The sequence below is a fragment of the Fenollaria sp. genome (genome assembly GCF_057222035.1).
In genome coordinates this window covers 50,064-66,677 of sequence record NZ_JBXXYC010000004.1, presented here as the reverse complement: position 1 = coordinate 66,677, position 16,614 = coordinate 50,064, and the positions used below count along the sequence as shown (strand labels likewise).

The 16,614-nt window shown below is 34.8% G+C and carries 15 protein-coding genes; 1 reads left to right on the top strand and 14 read right to left on the bottom strand.

What is annotated here, in order from left to right:
• Positions 1-8: 8 nt before the first annotated feature.
• The 6 genes from AC2UOP_RS04485 to AC2UOP_RS04460 all read right to left on the bottom strand — a co-directional run bounded on the left by AC2UOP_RS04485 (position 9) and on the right by AC2UOP_RS04460 (position 7,605).
• Positions 9-1,118 (bottom strand): M20 metallopeptidase family protein, encoded by a 1,110-nt coding sequence (locus tag AC2UOP_RS04485; RefSeq protein WP_484832780.1) that lies wholly within the window; start codon positions 1,116-1,118, stop codon positions 9-11.
• Positions 1,118-2,014: a DUF7916 family protein gene (locus AC2UOP_RS04480; RefSeq protein WP_484832779.1), complete on the bottom strand. Its 897-nt coding sequence runs from the start codon at positions 2,012-2,014 to the stop codon at positions 1,118-1,120. The genes AC2UOP_RS04485 and AC2UOP_RS04480 overlap by 1 nt, the downstream gene beginning before the upstream one ends.
• A 78-nt stretch (positions 2,015-2,092) precedes the next feature.
• Complete coding sequence (locus tag AC2UOP_RS04475) at positions 2,093-3,571, bottom strand: ABC transporter transmembrane domain-containing protein (RefSeq protein ID WP_484832778.1); 1,479 nt, start codon at positions 3,569-3,571, stop codon at positions 2,093-2,095.
• A 112-nt stretch (positions 3,572-3,683) separates the two neighbouring features.
• Complete coding sequence (locus AC2UOP_RS04470; protein ID WP_484832777.1) at positions 3,684-5,300, bottom strand: ATP-binding cassette domain-containing protein; 1,617 nt, start codon at positions 5,298-5,300, stop codon at positions 3,684-3,686.
• A gap of 157 nt (positions 5,301-5,457) precedes the next feature.
• The gene (locus tag AC2UOP_RS04465; protein WP_249242403.1) at positions 5,458-6,873 is read right to left on the bottom strand and encodes a C69 family dipeptidase; all 1,416 of its coding nucleotides are present in this window, start codon (positions 6,871-6,873) and stop codon (positions 5,458-5,460) included.
• A gap of 162 nt (positions 6,874-7,035) precedes the next feature.
• Positions 7,036-7,605 (bottom strand): redoxin domain-containing protein, encoded by a 570-nt coding sequence (locus tag AC2UOP_RS04460; RefSeq protein WP_019214074.1) that lies wholly within the window; start codon positions 7,603-7,605, stop codon positions 7,036-7,038.
• A 136-nt stretch (positions 7,606-7,741) separates the two neighbouring features.
• On the opposite strand from AC2UOP_RS04460, the gene AC2UOP_RS04455 reads away from it, so the two are divergent.
• Entirely contained in the window at positions 7,742-9,004 is a 1,263-nt protein-coding gene (locus AC2UOP_RS04455) for a DUF1576 domain-containing protein (RefSeq protein WP_484832776.1), read from the top strand.
• Positions 9,005-9,068: 64 nt separating this feature from the next.
• Here the strand turns inward: AC2UOP_RS04455 and AC2UOP_RS04450 are convergent, their stop codons facing one another.
• The 8 genes from AC2UOP_RS04450 to AC2UOP_RS04415 all read right to left on the bottom strand — a co-directional run bounded on the left by AC2UOP_RS04450 (position 9,069) and on the right by AC2UOP_RS04415 (position 16,561).
• Positions 9,069-10,652 carry an ATP-binding cassette domain-containing protein gene (locus tag AC2UOP_RS04450; protein WP_484832775.1) on the bottom strand — a complete coding sequence of 528 codons (1,584 nt, stop codon included), beginning with the start codon at positions 10,650-10,652 and terminating at the stop codon, positions 9,069-9,071.
• Between the two features lie 103 nt (positions 10,653-10,755).
• Entirely contained in the window at positions 10,756-11,712 is a 957-nt protein-coding gene (locus tag AC2UOP_RS04445) for a heterodisulfide reductase-related iron-sulfur binding cluster (protein ID WP_484832774.1), read from the bottom strand.
• A complete protein-coding gene (locus tag AC2UOP_RS04440; RefSeq protein WP_484832773.1) occupies positions 11,702-12,388 on the bottom strand; it encodes a TIGR04283 family arsenosugar biosynthesis glycosyltransferase in 687 nt (228 codons plus the stop codon). Before AC2UOP_RS04440 ends, AC2UOP_RS04445 begins: the two co-directional genes overlap by 11 nt.
• Positions 12,360-13,034: a TVP38/TMEM64 family protein gene (locus AC2UOP_RS04435; protein ID WP_484832772.1), complete on the bottom strand. Its 675-nt coding sequence runs from the start codon at positions 13,032-13,034 to the stop codon at positions 12,360-12,362. Before AC2UOP_RS04435 ends, AC2UOP_RS04440 begins: the two co-directional genes overlap by 29 nt.
• The gene (locus AC2UOP_RS04430; protein ID WP_106018542.1) at positions 13,003-13,698 is read right to left on the bottom strand and encodes a TVP38/TMEM64 family protein; all 696 of its coding nucleotides are present in this window, start codon (positions 13,696-13,698) and stop codon (positions 13,003-13,005) included. Before AC2UOP_RS04430 ends, AC2UOP_RS04435 begins: the two co-directional genes overlap by 32 nt.
• Entirely contained in the window at positions 13,676-14,392 is a 717-nt protein-coding gene (locus AC2UOP_RS04425; RefSeq protein WP_484832771.1) for a TIGR04282 family arsenosugar biosynthesis glycosyltransferase, read from the bottom strand. Before AC2UOP_RS04425 ends, AC2UOP_RS04430 begins: the two co-directional genes overlap by 23 nt.
• A 77-nt stretch (positions 14,393-14,469) precedes the next feature.
• The gene (locus AC2UOP_RS04420) at positions 14,470-15,165 is read right to left on the bottom strand and encodes an HAD family hydrolase (RefSeq protein WP_484832770.1); all 696 of its coding nucleotides are present in this window, start codon (positions 15,163-15,165) and stop codon (positions 14,470-14,472) included.
• The gene (locus AC2UOP_RS04415; RefSeq protein WP_484832769.1) at positions 15,155-16,561 is read right to left on the bottom strand and encodes a CehA/McbA family metallohydrolase; all 1,407 of its coding nucleotides are present in this window, start codon (positions 16,559-16,561) and stop codon (positions 15,155-15,157) included. The genes AC2UOP_RS04420 and AC2UOP_RS04415 overlap by 11 nt, the downstream gene beginning before the upstream one ends.
• Between the last annotated feature and the right edge of the window lie 53 nt (positions 16,562-16,614).

Sequence of the window (16,614 nt, the reverse complement as noted above, 5' to 3'; positions counted from 1 at the left end):
AATCCCTCCTATAGTCTATACGCTATAGATAAAAACGCTTTTACGCCGTTCTCTATAGCCTCGTCATTAAATTCATACGCCTCGTCGTGAATGTCCTTATGATCCTCGCCCACACCAAGTAGGAAGAATAATTCTCTCGCCTTACGCCTATAGTAGCCGAAGTCCTCACTGCTTCTGATTATCTCTTTTCTCTCTTCAAATGGAAGTCCATCCGCATCTATAGCTTTCGTAAAAGAATCATAAAGCTCTTCGTCGTTCACGACCGATAGAAACTCATCCGTACTATTTAATTCTACCACAAAACCCTTTTCTTCTAAAGTGTTTTTATATTTATTTTCAAAAATATTTTTAAGTTTTGCTAGGTCATCGTCGTTATATGCTCTCAAGGTTAAATCTAGCTCCAAATTTGCTGGCGACACGCCAAAATTTTCTCCGCCAAGCTTTACGCCAACAACGGTAATGAAGATGTTATCAGAAAATTTTTCGCCTTGAAGATTAAAATCTTTGTAAGCGTCTTTTTTAATAAATGGCTCTATATCTTTAATAATTTCGCTGCAAGCGTATATCGGATTTAGTGAATTTTCTGGTATAGACGCGTGCGACTGCCTGCCAAGTATATTTAATTTTAAGCCGAATGACGATAAAAACAAGAGTCCATTCTTTGTAGATATAGTTCCTGTCTTGATTCCAGCGTAGTTATGAAGACCATAAGCCTCGGTAATTCTGTATTTATCAAAAATCTCAAGAGCATCAAGCGCTCCGTAACCAGTCTCTTCAGCCGCTTGAAATAAAAAATATACGTTCTTATCAAGCTTAGCCATATCCATTGAAAGTATAGTGCCAAGCATTATCGCCATGTGTCCATCGTGACCACAGCCGTGAAAACGTGTCTTTTTGCTATTTACAATGCTGTCCATATCACAGCGCAAAACTATTGACTTTTTGTCCTCGCCCTTAAAATATCTATAGAGTAAATAAGATTTGTCCTCAAGAGGCTCAAGACCATTGACATCTTTTAAAGCATTTTTAATAAAAGCTCTAGTCTTATCCTCTTTAAAAGCCTCCTCGGGCATCTTGTGAAGCTCTTTTCTAAAACGAATAAACTTTTCTATATCCATTATCTATTTATAGACGCAGCCATAAGCTTAAATGTGTGTCTATCTCCTCTTAAAGTTCTTGAAAGTTCAAAAATATTCTCGCAAATGGCAAGGCCACCGTAACCAGAGTCGCCTATATGCTGAATGTCAGCGCCTAAAATTTTATTTCTAAGTGCTATGTCCCTAATGACTTCCTTTGGTGAACTTTCTTGCGAAGTGCCAATGGTAGTCATCACAAGAGCGCCGTTTTTGTGAGCAAGCTCTACAATAGCTCTAACGTCTTCATCGAAAACGCCTGGACATGTGCCAACAGCTGGTACAGAAAGTACATCAGCGCCGGCAATTAAAAAGCCTTCATAAACATCATGGTCAGCAATCTTTTCATCAACGCCCGATGAATGCATCTTGCCAGCAAAGATAAGTCCGTGGAAATATTTTTTCGCAAGTTTTATCGCCTCGTTAATACCCTCGTTGTCAACGCCAGTGCCAGGGTTTCCAGTAAACATAACGAAGTCGAAGCCCATCTCGTCAAGCTTTTTAATATTTTCTTCGCTCGCCTTTCTTCCCTCACTGATATTTTTCTTTTCACTAAACATATTCTTGTCTTGAACTGGTTCTAGATTTAAACCGATAGGTCTCTTGACAAGATTTTTTAGCTTTTTAATAATATCGTCACCACTATAATCAAGTCCCTTGATTTTCTTTTCATTCACATCAAAGAAATTTAATAAAATTAGGTCAGCGCCAAAAGACTTAGCAAGCTCAGACGATGTCACACCATAAGTCGCAGGCTCTTGAACCACAACATTCTCAGACAAAACTATCCTCGCTTCACAAGACTTAATCGCTTGTTTCAACTCATCTTTATTTAAATTAATGATCTCGTCACCACTAAGATCAAAAAATCTCTTTAACATATAATCACCTCTTATATATATGTACCCATTTAGATAAAAAAATAGGTGAAGATTTCTCCCCACCTACAGTAATATTATCTATATTGCAACTTTTCTTTCTAAATATATAGTCTCTACATTATTTAATTTATTCATAATGTCTTTATCATGTGTAATCATTATAATTATCTTGCCATTATCGTATAACTCAGATATAAGCCTTGCAATTGCTTCTTTATTCTCAAGGTCTAAGAAGTTTGTTGGCTCGTCTATAATATACACGCTCTTATCTGTTAATAGTGATAGATCAAATTGCGCCTTCTTCCTTTGTCCTGACGACATCTTAGCTTTGTCCTCAAGCACGCCATACTTTGATATCAAGTAATCTGCAGGTATATAAACTATGTCTGAGTATGAAAAGTCTTTTAATTCTTCACCGTTAATATATATCTTGCCCTTATATCTTTTGTTATAATTAAGTATTGCCTCGACTATAGTTGTCTTGCCAGTACCATTGTCCCCGCAGATTATATTGATATGTGATGCATCAAAGCAAGCGTTGACTTTTTCGTTCAAAATAGTATTATCTTTACTTAAACACTCAAAATCTTTTAACTCTATAATTTTTATCTTATCATCTTTATACTTAGCAGCTTCTATCTCTAAAAATTCAGCAAAGTTATTGATGGCTGGTTTATCACTTAAATACTCATTTCTTATATCAAATAACTCTTGCACTGGTCCCCAAAACTGAGAAACATAGAGCTGTGAAGCAAAAAATGCACCTATACTTATACTGCCATTGAAAACAAAGTAGCCTGATAGTATGGTCATCATTAGTATAACGCCATTTAAAATAAAATATATCATCCAATTTTCAACTAAGGATTGTAATTTGAATTTTTTAAACAAAGTGTTCTTATACTTTTCTAAATAATCTTTAATATTAAATAGCTGCTTCTTATCTAAAAGTCTTTCAGACTTGTTTATCTCGTACTTATCCAAGATGTAGCCATTGATATTTTGTGTATTTTGAATATTTTCTTCAGAGTAATCAGAAATTTTATCGCCAAGCTTGTATGAAACGTAAGCACCGACTGGCACGCTTATAAGCATGACAAAGGCAAGTGGTACCGATATAGTAAGCATTATCACAAAGATGAAGACCATTGTCAAAAATTGAAAAACTACATTGACTGGCGTCTTGAATATGTATTTACTAACAGCATCGAGATTATGTGTGATCTCTTGATTGATCTTGTCACGGCTAATATTATTAGTTTTGAGATTGTATCTTAAAAGATTGTCATCAAGCTTTTCATATATATTGATGGTCGAGCGAGTACTTGCCTCTCCTTCAATGATATCGAAAAAATACATAACTCCCTGTCCTGCCACAAACAAAATTATATTGTATATAGCATATAAAATCATTTTATCAAAGTCCTTCGCAACTGATGCATCTATAAATATACCAGATAGATATGGACTTAAAAGAAAAGTTATTTTATATAGTATATATATGATGATGTAGCTAAATAAATCTTTATTCGAAATATATTTTCTTAACTTCCACATAGTTTATCACCTCCAAGCCTATATATATGATATCATGAGCTTAAATAAAGTGCAATACCTTTATTTATTCAATAAAATAGGTGAAGATTTCTCTCCACCTATAATTAATTTATTAAGCACAAACTTCATTCATAAATATTACGCCATCGAACTTCTTTAGATATTCTTCGTCGTAATCGTGTGTTATAACTAGTCTTAGTACGCCGTCTAGGTTTGTGATTATCTTCTTTACTTCTCTTGCGTTGTCTGGATCAAGTCCTGTCGTTGGCTCATCTAGTATAAGTATCTTTGGTTTTCTAATCATCGCTCTAGCTATAGATATTCTTTCTTTTTCTCCGCCAGAGGCTTGAAGCACATCAAGGGTACCTTCTTTTTCTTTCTTTGCTAAGCCTTCGAGATTTAATTTCTTAATTATCTCTTTGTATTCTTCGCTCTCTTCTTTTATAGAGCTGTCATACATTGTGATATTGTTAAATAAGCTGTCTTTAAATATCATGGCTTCTTGTGGTACTACTGCGACGCTTTCAAACAAGCTTTTTTCTGATATCTCGTTTAAGTCTTGTCCGTAGACTGTTACTTCACCTTTGTATCCGTCAAGCTCTTTTGTTAATAGCCTTGCAAATGTTGATTTACCGCTACCGCTCTCGCCTATAACAGCATAAGTGCCACCATCGGCTAGTTCATATGAGAAGTTTTTAAATATATCTCTATCGCCAAAGGCAAAACTAAAGTTTTTAACGCTTACTCCGTCCTTTACTTTTCCTGCTTCTAATGCTAAGGCTCTGCCCTTTGGAAGCTCTTCGTTGTTCTTAAGCATATTTAAGAATTTATCTCCAACGCCCTTAGTCGACTTTATATTGTTATATGTCTCTATAGCATTTCCAACTGCGTCTGAAACTGATGTTATGAAGAACATTGACATAATTAGGTCACCTGTAGAGACTGTTCCTTTTAGTATTAATAAAGCGCCTAAAGATAAAATTACTAGTTGGCTCAATAAACCTACTCCACGCATCGATTGATTAAAGATATTCATTTTTATATTTGATTCTTTTATTGTTGATAAGTTTTTACCTAAGACTTTTAAATAGCGATTTATAAAAGTTTCTTCATTGCCTGATTGTTTTATAGGGTGTGATCCAAAAACAATTTCTTTTATTCCGCCAAATTTTTCTTCATTTGACTGAGAAACTTCCATTTGCAGCGCTTGCAATTTTTTAGTAACAAATTTACTTATGAAGAATGGTAAAAGTGAAAATACTAAGCTAAGTGCACAAAAGTATGGACTAATTAAAAATAAACCAACTAAAAAAACTATGGCTTGTATTACATAGCTTGCAAAACGACTAAGAGTTAAAAAATAATCTCTTCTTAGTATGTTTAAGTCCTCGTTCATTAAATTTATGTAATAATCATTTGATTTCTTATCATATATAGCCGTTGGCATTAAAAATACTGCTCTGCAATAATCTCTGTTTAATGATAAGGCAACGTTATTTGAAAAATTGTTGCTAGAATTAAGCATAAGATAAGAAGTAAAAACCCATAGAACAATAAATAAAAGTGCAAATAATGAACTTTCTTTAATGACTTCAAAGTTTCCTGCTCCTGCTGCGTCAACAACTTTACCCATATTTCTTGTTAAAAAATAAAATGATACAGTGCTTAGTAGTGCAAATAAAATTGATAGAATCAAATATTTTAAATTTGCTTTAATATACTTTTTCATAAAGTGCCTCCTTCATTAATTACCTCGGTTAATTTACGACTATAAGTACATTATACCCCCCATATAATATTTGTCAAGTTCATATAATTTATTTTCATGCTAAAGCAAAAAATGGAGCCTCATCATAAGGCCCCATCCATATACATAATATTAAATTCTATAAGTTTTTATCCATTTGGAAAGTTAATTTTGAAGTGAACAAAGCTCTTGTAGCGTAATCTTGTAATTGTTTCTTTGTTTCTTCGATGAAGTAAGTTGCTGTCTTTTGGTTTTCTTCTGTCAAATATTTCATTAGTTTTTTGTCGTCTAAGCCCTTAGCTCCTTTTTGAATTTCCATAACTCTTTGTCTGCCATAGATTGCCATACGTTGTAAAAATTCATGTGTATCTCTATTAAATAATTTGTAGTGTTCTTCTGCGTAGTATGCGAAGACTTTTGCTAGCCAGTAAGCGTTGTCGATGTCCATCTTTTCAGGAACTGTTCTGTATTCTTTTGGTGTGTCTTCAACGTAGTTAAAGAATGGTACGTATGGGTTGAATGCTGTTGTTCCGAAGGATAACCAAGTTACTCCTCTAAGTTTTTCATCTAGGTCTGGATATACTTGTAAGATGTGTGAGTGAGCTGTTCTTGAAAGTGAGATGCATCTGAATCTCTTCTTTTCTTGCTCTGTTCCTTGCCAGCCTATTGGGTCAAATTCTGTTTCATTATAGTGTGAACCTAAAACTTTAGCGCAGTCTTCAACTGAAATCTTTCTTGTAGCTTTCTTAATAAATGGTATGTCGCCGCAAGTTGGGCCCAAGTCACATGAGGATAATAATTTATGTGCGTACCAAGCTCTAGGTGTGTTATAAACTCTGTCTAGCTCTCTATATGTGCCGAAAACTTTTCTAAAGTTAAATCCTTCGAAGTCTGGATTTAAGTTATTTTCTTTAACAAATTCTTCCATGCCTTCTGACCACATATAATTTTCTTTATCATTAAAGTCTATCTGTTCGATGCATACGTGGTTTGGAGCAACTGCGTAGCAATCATCAGGTATTCTAACTGCTACCCAGTGATGTCCTGTAGGTATCTCCATATACCAAGCTTCGTCTTTGTCCGCGAACAAGATACCGTTTCCTTCAGCTGAACCATATTTCTTGATAAGTTCACCTAAGAATTTAATTCCGTCACGAGCTGATTTCGCATATGGTGTAACTAAATCATTTATAGCGTCTTCTGCGATACCATCAAGTACTAGTGGGTCAAGAGCCAAAACTCTTTCGTTACCATATAAGCTTTCTGTTGAGCTAACTGCAACGCCTAGTTCGTTAAAACCTGCTTCAGCATATTGGCCTGGTTCGTTCTTATCATCTGATGGGATAGCTGTATATCTCATTGCGCCTTTTGGCAATTTAACTTTAACCTTTGTGTTATCTGATTCATAAGTGCTTCCATTTGGTTTATCTTCATGAACCACAAATTTCTTTAAGTTAATGGCGTCATGATAATCTTCATTTCTCGCGATGATGATAGTTCCATCTATAGACGCTTTTTTACCAACTAATATAGTTGTACACTCTGTTTTTCTCATTAAATAACCTCCTTTATTTACACACATAGTTTTGCCTATATATTTATTATACAACCAAATATATTAATACGTCAAGCGAAATATCCCTTTATCTTGATAATTTTTTAAAATGGCCTAGACGTAAAAAGAGTAGGCATAGATGCGCCTACTCTTGTAAATATCTTATATTGTACCTACTAGGTCCATGCCTGGTGTAAGTGTGTCTTCGCCTGGCATCCAGTTTGCTGGACAAACTTTGTCTCCGTGTTCGTTAACGAATTTTGAAGCTTCTACCTTTCTTAGTAATTCCTTAGGGCTTCTGCCTATACCCATGTCATGGATTTCATAAGCAGTGATAACACCGTCTGGATTGATTACGAAAGATCCTCTGTATGCTTGACCTTCTTCTTCGTTTAAAACTCCAAGCATTCTAGAAAGTTCAAATGCTCTGTCAGCAAGCATAACGTATTTAGCTTTTGAAACTGCTGGAGATGTTTTTTGCCATTCCATGTGAACAAATTCAGAGTCAGTTGAAACTGAATATACTTCGCAGCCAGCTTTCTTAAAGTTTTCATATTCTTCAGCAAGTGCTTCTAGTTCTGTTGGGCATACAAATGTAAAGTCTCCTGGGTAGAAGAAAAGTACGCTCCAGTGACCCTTTAAGTCTTCATTTGTTACTTGAAAGAAGTCCTTACCAGCTTGAAATGCGTTTACCTTAAATTCGTCTAATTTTTTACCTATTAAATTTGTCATTTTTACCTCCTTATTATAAGCTTTTTTCGCTCAGTTCATATATACCCAAAAGATATAAATAAATAACAAAAATATTATATCAACTTTATCCATTTTATGGTAAAATATATATAAGAATTTTAAGGAGGCGCATACAATGATTAATCTGAGTGATTACAAATATAAGTACTTAATTTTATATATATACGCCATATTTTTATTTATAACAGGCTTTGCCTATAATACACCCGATGAAATTTATGCCAGTTTAAAACTAATATCCGTCTCATCCGCATCGCTTGTGACAGACTATATGAAACTTGCAAACATCGGCGCCGCCCTTGTTAATAGCTCCATCGTAACACTATTTTCAATCATGATGATGAATATTAGAAAGATAGATTTAAAAGGGATACATATAGCAGCAGTCTTCGTTGTATCAGGCTTCTCCTTGTTCGGTAAAAACCTATTCAACTCAGTACCGCTTATGTTTGGAGTCATGACATTTACAAGGCTATATAAGATAAAGGTCGAGGACAATATCGCAAATGCTCTATTCGTTACATCACTTGCCCCTATGGTGACAAACGTCTACCTCTTAGTCGGTGGAGCCTTTGGCGTGGTCTGCGCATTTTTCGCAGGCTTTTTAGTAGGCTTTATATTTACGCCGCTTTTAAAACCATTCAAAGAGTTTCATAAAGGCTTTAACCTTTACAATGGCGGCTTCACAGCGGGTATCATCGCTATGTTTTACTCAGGATTTTTAAAAACCATAAATATAAATCTCCCACAAAAAAGTATAGTCTTAAGCGGATACAACGATAAATTCATGCCGCTAATCATGCTAACATCAATACTTTTCATAGCCTTGGGACTTTGTGAACAAGATGCACTAATAAATTATTTTAAACTGCTTAAAAGAACTGGACCCATGCTTCAAAATTACGAGGCAGAATTTGGTAGCGGTGCTTGCCTAATAAACGCAGGCACACTAGGCATAGTATCAACACTTTATGTTCTACTTGTCGGCGGCGAGCTAAACGGGCCAATCATCGGCGGTATACTGACAATCATGGGCTTTGCCTTCATCGGTAAAGACATAAGAAATGCTCTACCAATATTTTTAGGCATATACGTCGCGAGCCTGATCAACGTCTACAACCCGCATGATACAGCACTTTTACTTGCAAGCCTCTTCGGCACAACACTTTGCCCGATCTCAAACTACTACGGTAGCTTCGCAGGCTTCTTGGCAGGCTTCTTGCACATGGCGCTTATAAACAACGTTGGCGGCCTTCACTCAGGACTTAACCTTTATAACAATGGCTTCTCAGGCGGCTTTATCGCCGCTTTCATGGTACCACTACTAGATACATTCTATAAAAGGCCAAAGTATTTGCAGGGTAATAAGGAACAATAGTATATGAGATATAAAAGAAGCAGATGCATTAATGATGTGCATCTGCTTTTGTATTAAATCTAATTTATTTAATTCTAATCAATTTTTTGTTCTTTATCTCATATACTTTATCAGCAATTTTTTCTATGCTCTCATTATGAGAAACTAAAATTGCTGTTTTATCTTTTGTAAAATCTTTAATGCAGTCTATGACTAGTTCTGAATTATTTTTATCTACATAATTAAGCGGCTCATCAAAGATAAATACTTCTCCTATGCTTTGAAATGCTCTTTCAAGCTCTATAAGCTTCTTCTCTCCACCAGATAGATTGTTCATGCTTGAAGCAAGAACTGTATCTAAGCTAAGATTGTTTTTCCCTAAGGCTTTAATTATCTTAGTATCTTTATTTACACTTTTATTTGAAAACATATTGATATTTTCTTCTATATTTCCATAGAATATATCTGCTTTATCTGGAACTAGCCTTATAATTTTATTTAATATGTTTGATTCTTTATTCACTTCAAAGCCATTTAAAAATATTTCTCCACTATAGTCAGTCTCAAGACCTGATATAGCTCTAAGTAGGCTTGTCTTGCCTGAACCATTGCTTCCCTTTATCAGTATCTTCTCGCCTTTTTTTATCTCTAAATTAATCTTATCTAAAATAAGTTCATTGTATTCTATGGATAAATCTTTTAGCTCTAGGCTTTCAAAATCTTTTGCATCTTCATCTATAAATTTGCTTTCAAAATTAATTACACTATCCAATCTTTCTTTGTGCATTTCATACAAGGACTTCTCTCTTGGATATGACATGTAAAACTCTATTGGGTTCCAAAGCTTTGATACGTATTGACTGAATAAAATCAAAGTACCTATGCTGACTGAGCCTTTAAAAACTAAAAAGCCACCGAAGATATATATGATTAGGTCGAGTATATTTAAAAGGCCATTTGACATAAAATAATCATAAACTATATCAATCTTGAGTCTTTCAAAAACTTTTTCAAGATACTTATCCAAACCCGCTTCATTTTTTATAATTGTATCTTCACTCGAATTAAATGCTTTTATCGTATAATTATAATTATAAAACTCTTCGATATTGCCATTGAGCTTTTCGTTTGCTTCTTCTATATCCTTGTTAACTACAGCTTCTTTCTCGCTCATCTTATTTTGTATAAAATAAAATACTGGTAGTATTATGAGTATAGATGCGCTCAGATAAATATTTTCTCTAAGCATAAGTATTATAATTAAAACCAAATAAATGCCTTTAACAATTCTTTTGTATGGTATTTCAATTATAAAGCTTCTGATGCCTTCAAGATCTGAATTAAAAAGCTGTATGATAGATCCTAAAGATTTGCTCTTTAAATTGTTTAAACTTTCAAAACCAAGATAATTGTAAAACTTGCTTCTAAGCCTTCTTAATTCCTTCTCTTCATAATAAATCATGAAGTAATATGAAAGAGCTAATGTGCTTATAAAAGCTAATATCAAAATTGTAAATATTATAGCGTTAAACTTGAATAAAGCATAATTTTTATCGCTTACTGCATCGACTATCTTTTTAATAAAGATAGGTACTGCAAGTGATGTGAGCATATTTATGCTTTGAAATATGTAATATAAATACTTAATAAGTTTATTATTTTTCTTCATATAAATCACCTCTTACTGTGAATTAATTTAATTATATACCTTAGATGTAATTTTATCAAGATTTGCACAAAAAAGATAAGCTCTATTGAACTTATCTTATAATTTATCTTCCGCCATAGAATTTCATCTTTATTAATCTAGCTAGGCTTGTTGGGACGACTTTTTCGTCTGTACCAAGTATCATGCAAAGTGCGTGCTGATTTGCTATGCCATTTTTTGTAAACTGTATCGAGCAGCTCGCGCAATATGTTGTGACCATGCTATCATAATTTTTTAGTCTATCTAAAAATGCTTTCGCTATCTCAGGTTCGTCGCGGCTCGCAAGACCGCCTAGGCCACAGCAAAGAACGTCTTTGTAGTCGCTCTTGGCGTTTGGCATAAAATATTTTAAATCTTTAAACATCTCTTTATGAACTTTATCTGGGCATGGGTGGTATATGTGAAACTCATCTTCCAAAACCTTGCCTACGCCTAGCTCGTGAAGCTTTTCATATATCGTTATTACGTTTATGTCTGTGTAATCTTTAAAAAAATGATAGCAGTTTGGGCAGCATGTAACGACTCTCTTGACTTTTTTCTTAAGTAGAAGCATTTTGACGTGGTCTATGTTATTTTGCGCACGTTCCTTGTCACCGCTTTCAAAGACTGGCTTACCGCAGCAGTCGATTGAGTAATCGCATCCATCTTCTCTAAATATCTCTATCATCTTTTTAGTAGTTTCTGGAAAGGCTCTTGGAAAAGCGCAGCCAAGCCACAAGAGATCCTTAGTCTCTTTATTTGAATTATTTCTAAATTTATATAGGGACTTCTCAAACTTCATCATGCCGAAGCCCTCATTTTTCCTATGTATTAGTGAGATCTCTCTGCCATCTAAATCAACGGGACAGACCTCGTAGCATCTACCGCATAAAAAGCATGAGTAGGCTAAGTCGTTTCTATCTGCAAAATCTGCTAAATCAAGGCCATACTTCGTTAGAAAATCGCAGTTTTGTGTGCATAGCGAGCAGTCGAGGCAAGTCTCTTTGACATATTCTAAATAATTTTTATTATCATCTTTCATCTCTGTATCTCCTTGTGATCTCTTCAATCGGGTAGCCAAGCAAAAACATAAATTTTAGCTTCTTATGCAGAATTATTGTCTTAAGTATACCCATCTGTTCAAAGCGTCTTGCGTCTGTCGTAACGTATGAGTCTATAGCCTTTATCTTTGTTCCTTCTTTTTTGAGTCTTCTTGACATTTCGTAGTCTTCCATAAGTGGCAGCTCTTTAAACATGCCCATGTCTATGAATTTCTCGCGTCTAAAAGACATGGCTTGGTCGCCATAGGCAATATTATATAGCTTTAGTCTTAGATTTGATCTAAAGGCAACGACTTTCATTAAAAATCTTTTGCTAGTAAATTTTATCTTAATGGCTGCAGCGCTGTATTTATCAAGTGCCTTGTCCATCTTGACTATGGCGTCCTTATCTAAATAAGAGTCCGCGTGCAAAAACATTATCTTTTCTTCTGTAGTTTCTTTAAAGCCTGTATTCATCTGAATTGAGCGTGATTTTTCGCTGTGGACTATCTTAAATGGAAATTCCTTATTTAATTTTTCTAAAACTTCAAGAGTTTTGTCTCCGCCATCGGCATAAGCTATATAGACCTTAAACTCGCCATCTAAGCTATACAAATGCCTAATGAAGCGCTCTATGCTTTTTTCTTCCTTATATACTGGAACTACTATTGCTATCATTTTTCTTATTAACGTACTTTGTTAGTAAAATGGAAATAATTACAAGAGCAAGCATTATTAAAACTGCAATCAAAAACTCTTTTGATTTGTAATCTTTAATCTTGTCGCCTAGGTTTAAGTAAACAAGCGTTCCTGGCGCAATGCCTACGAATGAAACTATCAAATATTTCCAAAATCCTATATCTGTTAATGGATAGGCATAATTAAGTATATTGTATGGAATTATTGGTGTAAGTCTCACTAAGAATAGTCCTGATGCGATGTTCGCGTCTTTTGAAAAATATCTATCGTAAGTTTTTTTGCTCACATGTTTATGCACTAAGGCGCTAACAAAGTCTCTGCCAATGTATCTTGCGATGACAAACATAATGGACATATTTAAAATCGCTCCGACCATGGTCAAAAGGCTTCCCTTCACAAATCCAAATAGAGCAGCTGCTATAAGTGCAAGGACTGGCACTGGGAAGAAAAATACTGGAAGTATTGCAAAAGCTGCCACGTATAAAACTTCTGAAAGCTCTCTTCGCTCTTCGATAAAGGCCTTGAGCTTCTCCATGGGCACGTACTTTATAACTAGAACGGAGCCTATTATTATAATTAATAGGCTCAGTATCTTAATTGGATTTATTTGCTTTTTTCTTGTCATTATAAATTTTACCTATCATGTAAACTAAGGCACTTAGAGCAACTACACACACTATAGAAATAAATATAGTTTTTGTAGATCCAGCTAAGTTACCTAAGTATGAGTAAACGATAGTCGCTGGTAATTGTCCAAGACCTGTTGCGATGAAAAAGTCCCAGAACTTTATAGGTGTTAGGCCTGCTGCGTAACTAACTATGTCAAAGGAAACGAAAGGTAGTAGTCTACAGATAAGTATTGAGTTTTTGCCGTATCTTTCGAAAAATTCGTCAACTTTAGCAAGTCCTGTCTTAGTCGTAATCTTTTCAACAACGTCTCTACCAAGTGTTCTAGCGATATAGAAGCATAGTGCAGCTCCTACCATTGATGACCAGAATGATAGAAGTGCGCCCTTCCACCAGCCAAATACTGCTGCGTTTGAAAGCGTGATTAAAAGTGCTGGTATTGGTGATAAAATTGATTGAAGTATCATTAAAAAGAAGGATATGACTGCTGCGTAAGCACCGTAACCCCTGATTAACTCTATAACTGATTCAAGGTTCAAGCTGCCTAACTTTGATACGAAATTGTTCATAGTCGCATTAAAGCTTGGTATTGCAAAGTATAAGACTACTGTTAAAACAATGATTGCAATAAGCACTATCTTAGATATTGTTTTTTTCTTCATTATTATTCCTCCAATTGTTAATATTTATTAAGTCATGAAATATTTTCTCGTCTAGCCTAATTTTTTTGCCATCTAAAATAATCTCATCCTCACTTAAAAATTCTACATTTTTGCCAAAGTAATTATATAATAGATCCTCTTTAGTGTCAATATCATCGATGATTCTAAGGCACTTTATACGTGAACTATTAGAATTTTTTATAGTTTCATCAAGTATCATTGATTTATTTTTAAAATCTATATTAAGTTTGCCGTCAATATTTATCTTTGATGCGACTAGCGAATAGCCTCCATCTGATGATGGATTAAAAATTATATCGTTATCATCAAGTGCATCAAAGGCATTTTTTATATCTTTTGCGCTGATGTCATATATGTCTGAACCGATGATAGCGACCTTATCATAAGTCTTAAGAGCCGTATCGATGGCAATCTCCATCTTTTCAAATAGATTAGCATCAGCTTGTGCCTTGTATCTTTCATTTGGCAAAAATTCTTTAAGTATATTAACTTTTTCAAAAGGCGTCACATGCACTTCTAAGTCCCACTCATCTGAAATAACTTCAGAAAGAAGTCTTTTTATCAAGTTCTTGTGAAATAAAACTATATCCTTTTTAGATAAAAAGTCCTCTAGACGCGTCTTTGTGTGCCCTTCAATAGGCACTCTTGTGAATATAATAAGTAAATTTTTCAATTGATATCTCCTAAACAATAAAAAAGTGTAAAGATTTATTCTCTACACTTTTCTTATACCCAAATAGTATTTTTTACTTATCTTAATTCACTTATTAAATCAAGTGGCGTATTCAAAACAATATCCGCATCCTTCATGAGCATCTCTTTTGTGCCTACGCCGCATGTGACTCCAACAGCAAGCCCAGCTACTTTACCTAGTTCTAAATCTATTAGTGAGTCGCCTACAACGGCTACTTCTTTTCTACTTAGTCCAAAGTTTTTACAAAAAGCATCTAATGATGATGGATCTGGTTTATTTGGATAAAAATCAGCTGCTGCTAAAAAATCTATTTCATCATATACGCCAAGCATCTCAAAACTTAGTTTTGCTTGCTTAAAGCTATCAGCTGTTATGACAGCTACTTTGATATCAAGTTTCTTTAGCGCGTCAAAACATTTTTTAACATCACACGTCCCCACAATCAATTCTTGATGCTTAGCTAAGTAAGCTAAAAAGAAATCACTTATCTCTTTATCAAGAGCTTCTTTACTTTTGTTAACATATTTACTAAATACTTCTGCTAAATCAGCTATAGTGCCTGAGGCAAGTATAGAATTTTCTCTAATACTGCGGTCTTCATTCACTCCTACTACCTGTCTTATCTCTATCTTATCAGCTTCACTAAGCTCATAATAATCAAAGAGATCTTCTAAACTAAGTCTCCAAATGTCAGTAAATTTTAAAAGCGTTCCGTCTTTATCAAATATTACGCCTTTTATATTATTTTTCATTTGACATCTTCTCCATCAAATCGCCCCAGACTTTCATCTCGTGCTCCTTAGTCTTTCTATTGAAGAAAATGGGATTAGTGTATCCATAAAGATTGCCATCTTCGTCCCAAACATCTACTCTTATCCAGTGGTAAGCGCTGTCTATTTCAATACTGAACATCGACTCTTTAGCCTTTTCATCTTTAACGCACTCGCCATCGATTAGCCAAGATATATGGAGAGCTGATGAATGAAAATTGTTTTCGAGTAACTCCGCTCTTAGGCTTGCTCTTCCAGTGAAGTTTTCATTTTCTCTTGCTAAGCCATTAGCACTAAGCTTTATCTCTTTTGATCTAGTCACAGACACTTCTCCATCCAGCATCGCGTCTTTAAGCGCTTCGGCTGTGTTTTCTTTTGCGTAAACTATGGTTTTTGGATCTCCTAAAAGCGATGGATATGCTGAACCCTCATATTTTTCTTCTGGAAGTAAGTGTGAGTCGCTTCCGCCTATGGATATGACTCTGTAGCCGTCGTTCAATAAGTAGTTCCAGGCTTTTATGGCGTCTTTGATTGCCTTTTTAGATGTCATATACGTCGGGTCGTTGATCACTTCCATAAATGTGATTAAGTCAAGCGGAAATAATTTTGCATGAAAGTCCCACGGCGGCATACATGGATGGTTCACTGAAATCAGTGAGTAATCCTTTGCCTCTTTGATTATCTTTACAAGTGCTTCTTCGTCTTCAATCTCATATATTGCATGCTCTGCAAATGGCGTTTTTTCTGTAAATAATAAGTTGATGTGACCAAGGCTAGACGTTATCTCTATACCTGGGTAAACTTTTAAGCCCTCATGCTTTGGCCATGTGTAGTGATAGACATTGTGATCCGTAGGCACAAAGAAGTCTAGTCCTTGCTTTATCGCCACATCGTTATTGGCTTCTCTAGACATTTTACCGTCTGAATATATGGTGTGAGTGTGGAAGTCCGCCGCATAAGAAGTTTTCTTAGGTCCATCGTCCTTCATCTTTATGCTATCAAATAAATTTACTTCATTAAATCTTTTTTCTTTACTATCTAAATCTCCTTCATAAATTTCAAGACTGATATCATCTGCGTCACACATATTTAGAACGCCATATTCAAGACTCCAAACGCCCTTAGCTATATTAGGCTTAAAGCTTTGGCAGCAAGGCGAACAGCTAGATTGGATAGTAGCTATGTGCCTTTCGCCGCTATCTTTCGCAGCTATTACCTGTGCATAAAGCTTCTTATCTGGGCCGAAAACGTAGGCGCTAAAAAACTGTTTGTTATTGCTCCACTTAATTGTTAGTGCCTTGATATCTTTATCAATAGTGAAATTTACTACGTCATAAGCCTTATTTAACTTTATATTTAAAAATTTCTCTCTTTGCATATATACCTCTCATTAAAAAATAAGCGCCTCATATAGAGACGCCCAAATTATAA

Bases quoted from the DNA above. Each gene is read 5' to 3' on its own strand.
- AC2UOP_RS04485 (WP_484832780.1), bottom strand. From the start codon at position 1,118: ATGGATATAGAAAAGTTTATTCGTTTTAGAAAAGAGCTTCACAAGATG.
- AC2UOP_RS04480 (WP_484832779.1), bottom strand. From the start codon at position 2,014: ATGTTAAAGAGATTTTTTGATCTTAGTGGTGACGAGATCATTAATTTA.
- AC2UOP_RS04475 (WP_484832778.1), bottom strand. From the start codon at position 3,571: ATGTGGAAGTTAAGAAAATATATTTCGAATAAAGATTTATTTAGCTAC.
- AC2UOP_RS04470 (WP_484832777.1), bottom strand. From the start codon at position 5,300: ATGAAAAAGTATATTAAAGCAAATTTAAAATATTTGATTCTATCAATT.
- AC2UOP_RS04465 (WP_249242403.1), bottom strand. From the start codon at position 6,873: ATGAGAAAAACAGAGTGTACAACTATATTAGTTGGTAAAAAAGCGTCT.
- AC2UOP_RS04460 (WP_019214074.1), bottom strand. From the start codon at position 7,605: ATGACAAATTTAATAGGTAAAAAATTAGACGAATTTAAGGTAAACGCA.
- AC2UOP_RS04455 (WP_484832776.1), top strand. From the start codon at position 7,742: ATGATTAATCTGAGTGATTACAAATATAAGTACTTAATTTTATATATA.
- AC2UOP_RS04450 (WP_484832775.1), bottom strand. From the start codon at position 10,652: ATGAAGAAAAATAATAAACTTATTAAGTATTTATATTACATATTTCAA.
- AC2UOP_RS04445 (WP_484832774.1), bottom strand. From the start codon at position 11,712: ATGAAAGATGATAATAAAAATTATTTAGAATATGTCAAAGAGACTTGC.
- AC2UOP_RS04440 (WP_484832773.1), bottom strand. From the start codon at position 12,388: ATGATAGCAATAGTAGTTCCAGTATATAAGGAAGAAAAAAGCATAGAG.
- AC2UOP_RS04435 (WP_484832772.1), bottom strand. From the start codon at position 13,034: ATGACAAGAAAAAAGCAAATAAATCCAATTAAGATACTGAGCCTATTA.
- AC2UOP_RS04430 (WP_106018542.1), bottom strand. From the start codon at position 13,698: ATGAAGAAAAAAACAATATCTAAGATAGTGCTTATTGCAATCATTGTT.
- AC2UOP_RS04420 (WP_484832770.1), bottom strand. From the start codon at position 15,165: ATGAAAAATAATATAAAAGGCGTAATATTTGATAAAGACGGAACGCTT.
- AC2UOP_RS04415 (WP_484832769.1), bottom strand. From the start codon at position 16,561: ATGCAAAGAGAGAAATTTTTAAATATAAAGTTAAATAAGGCTTATGAC.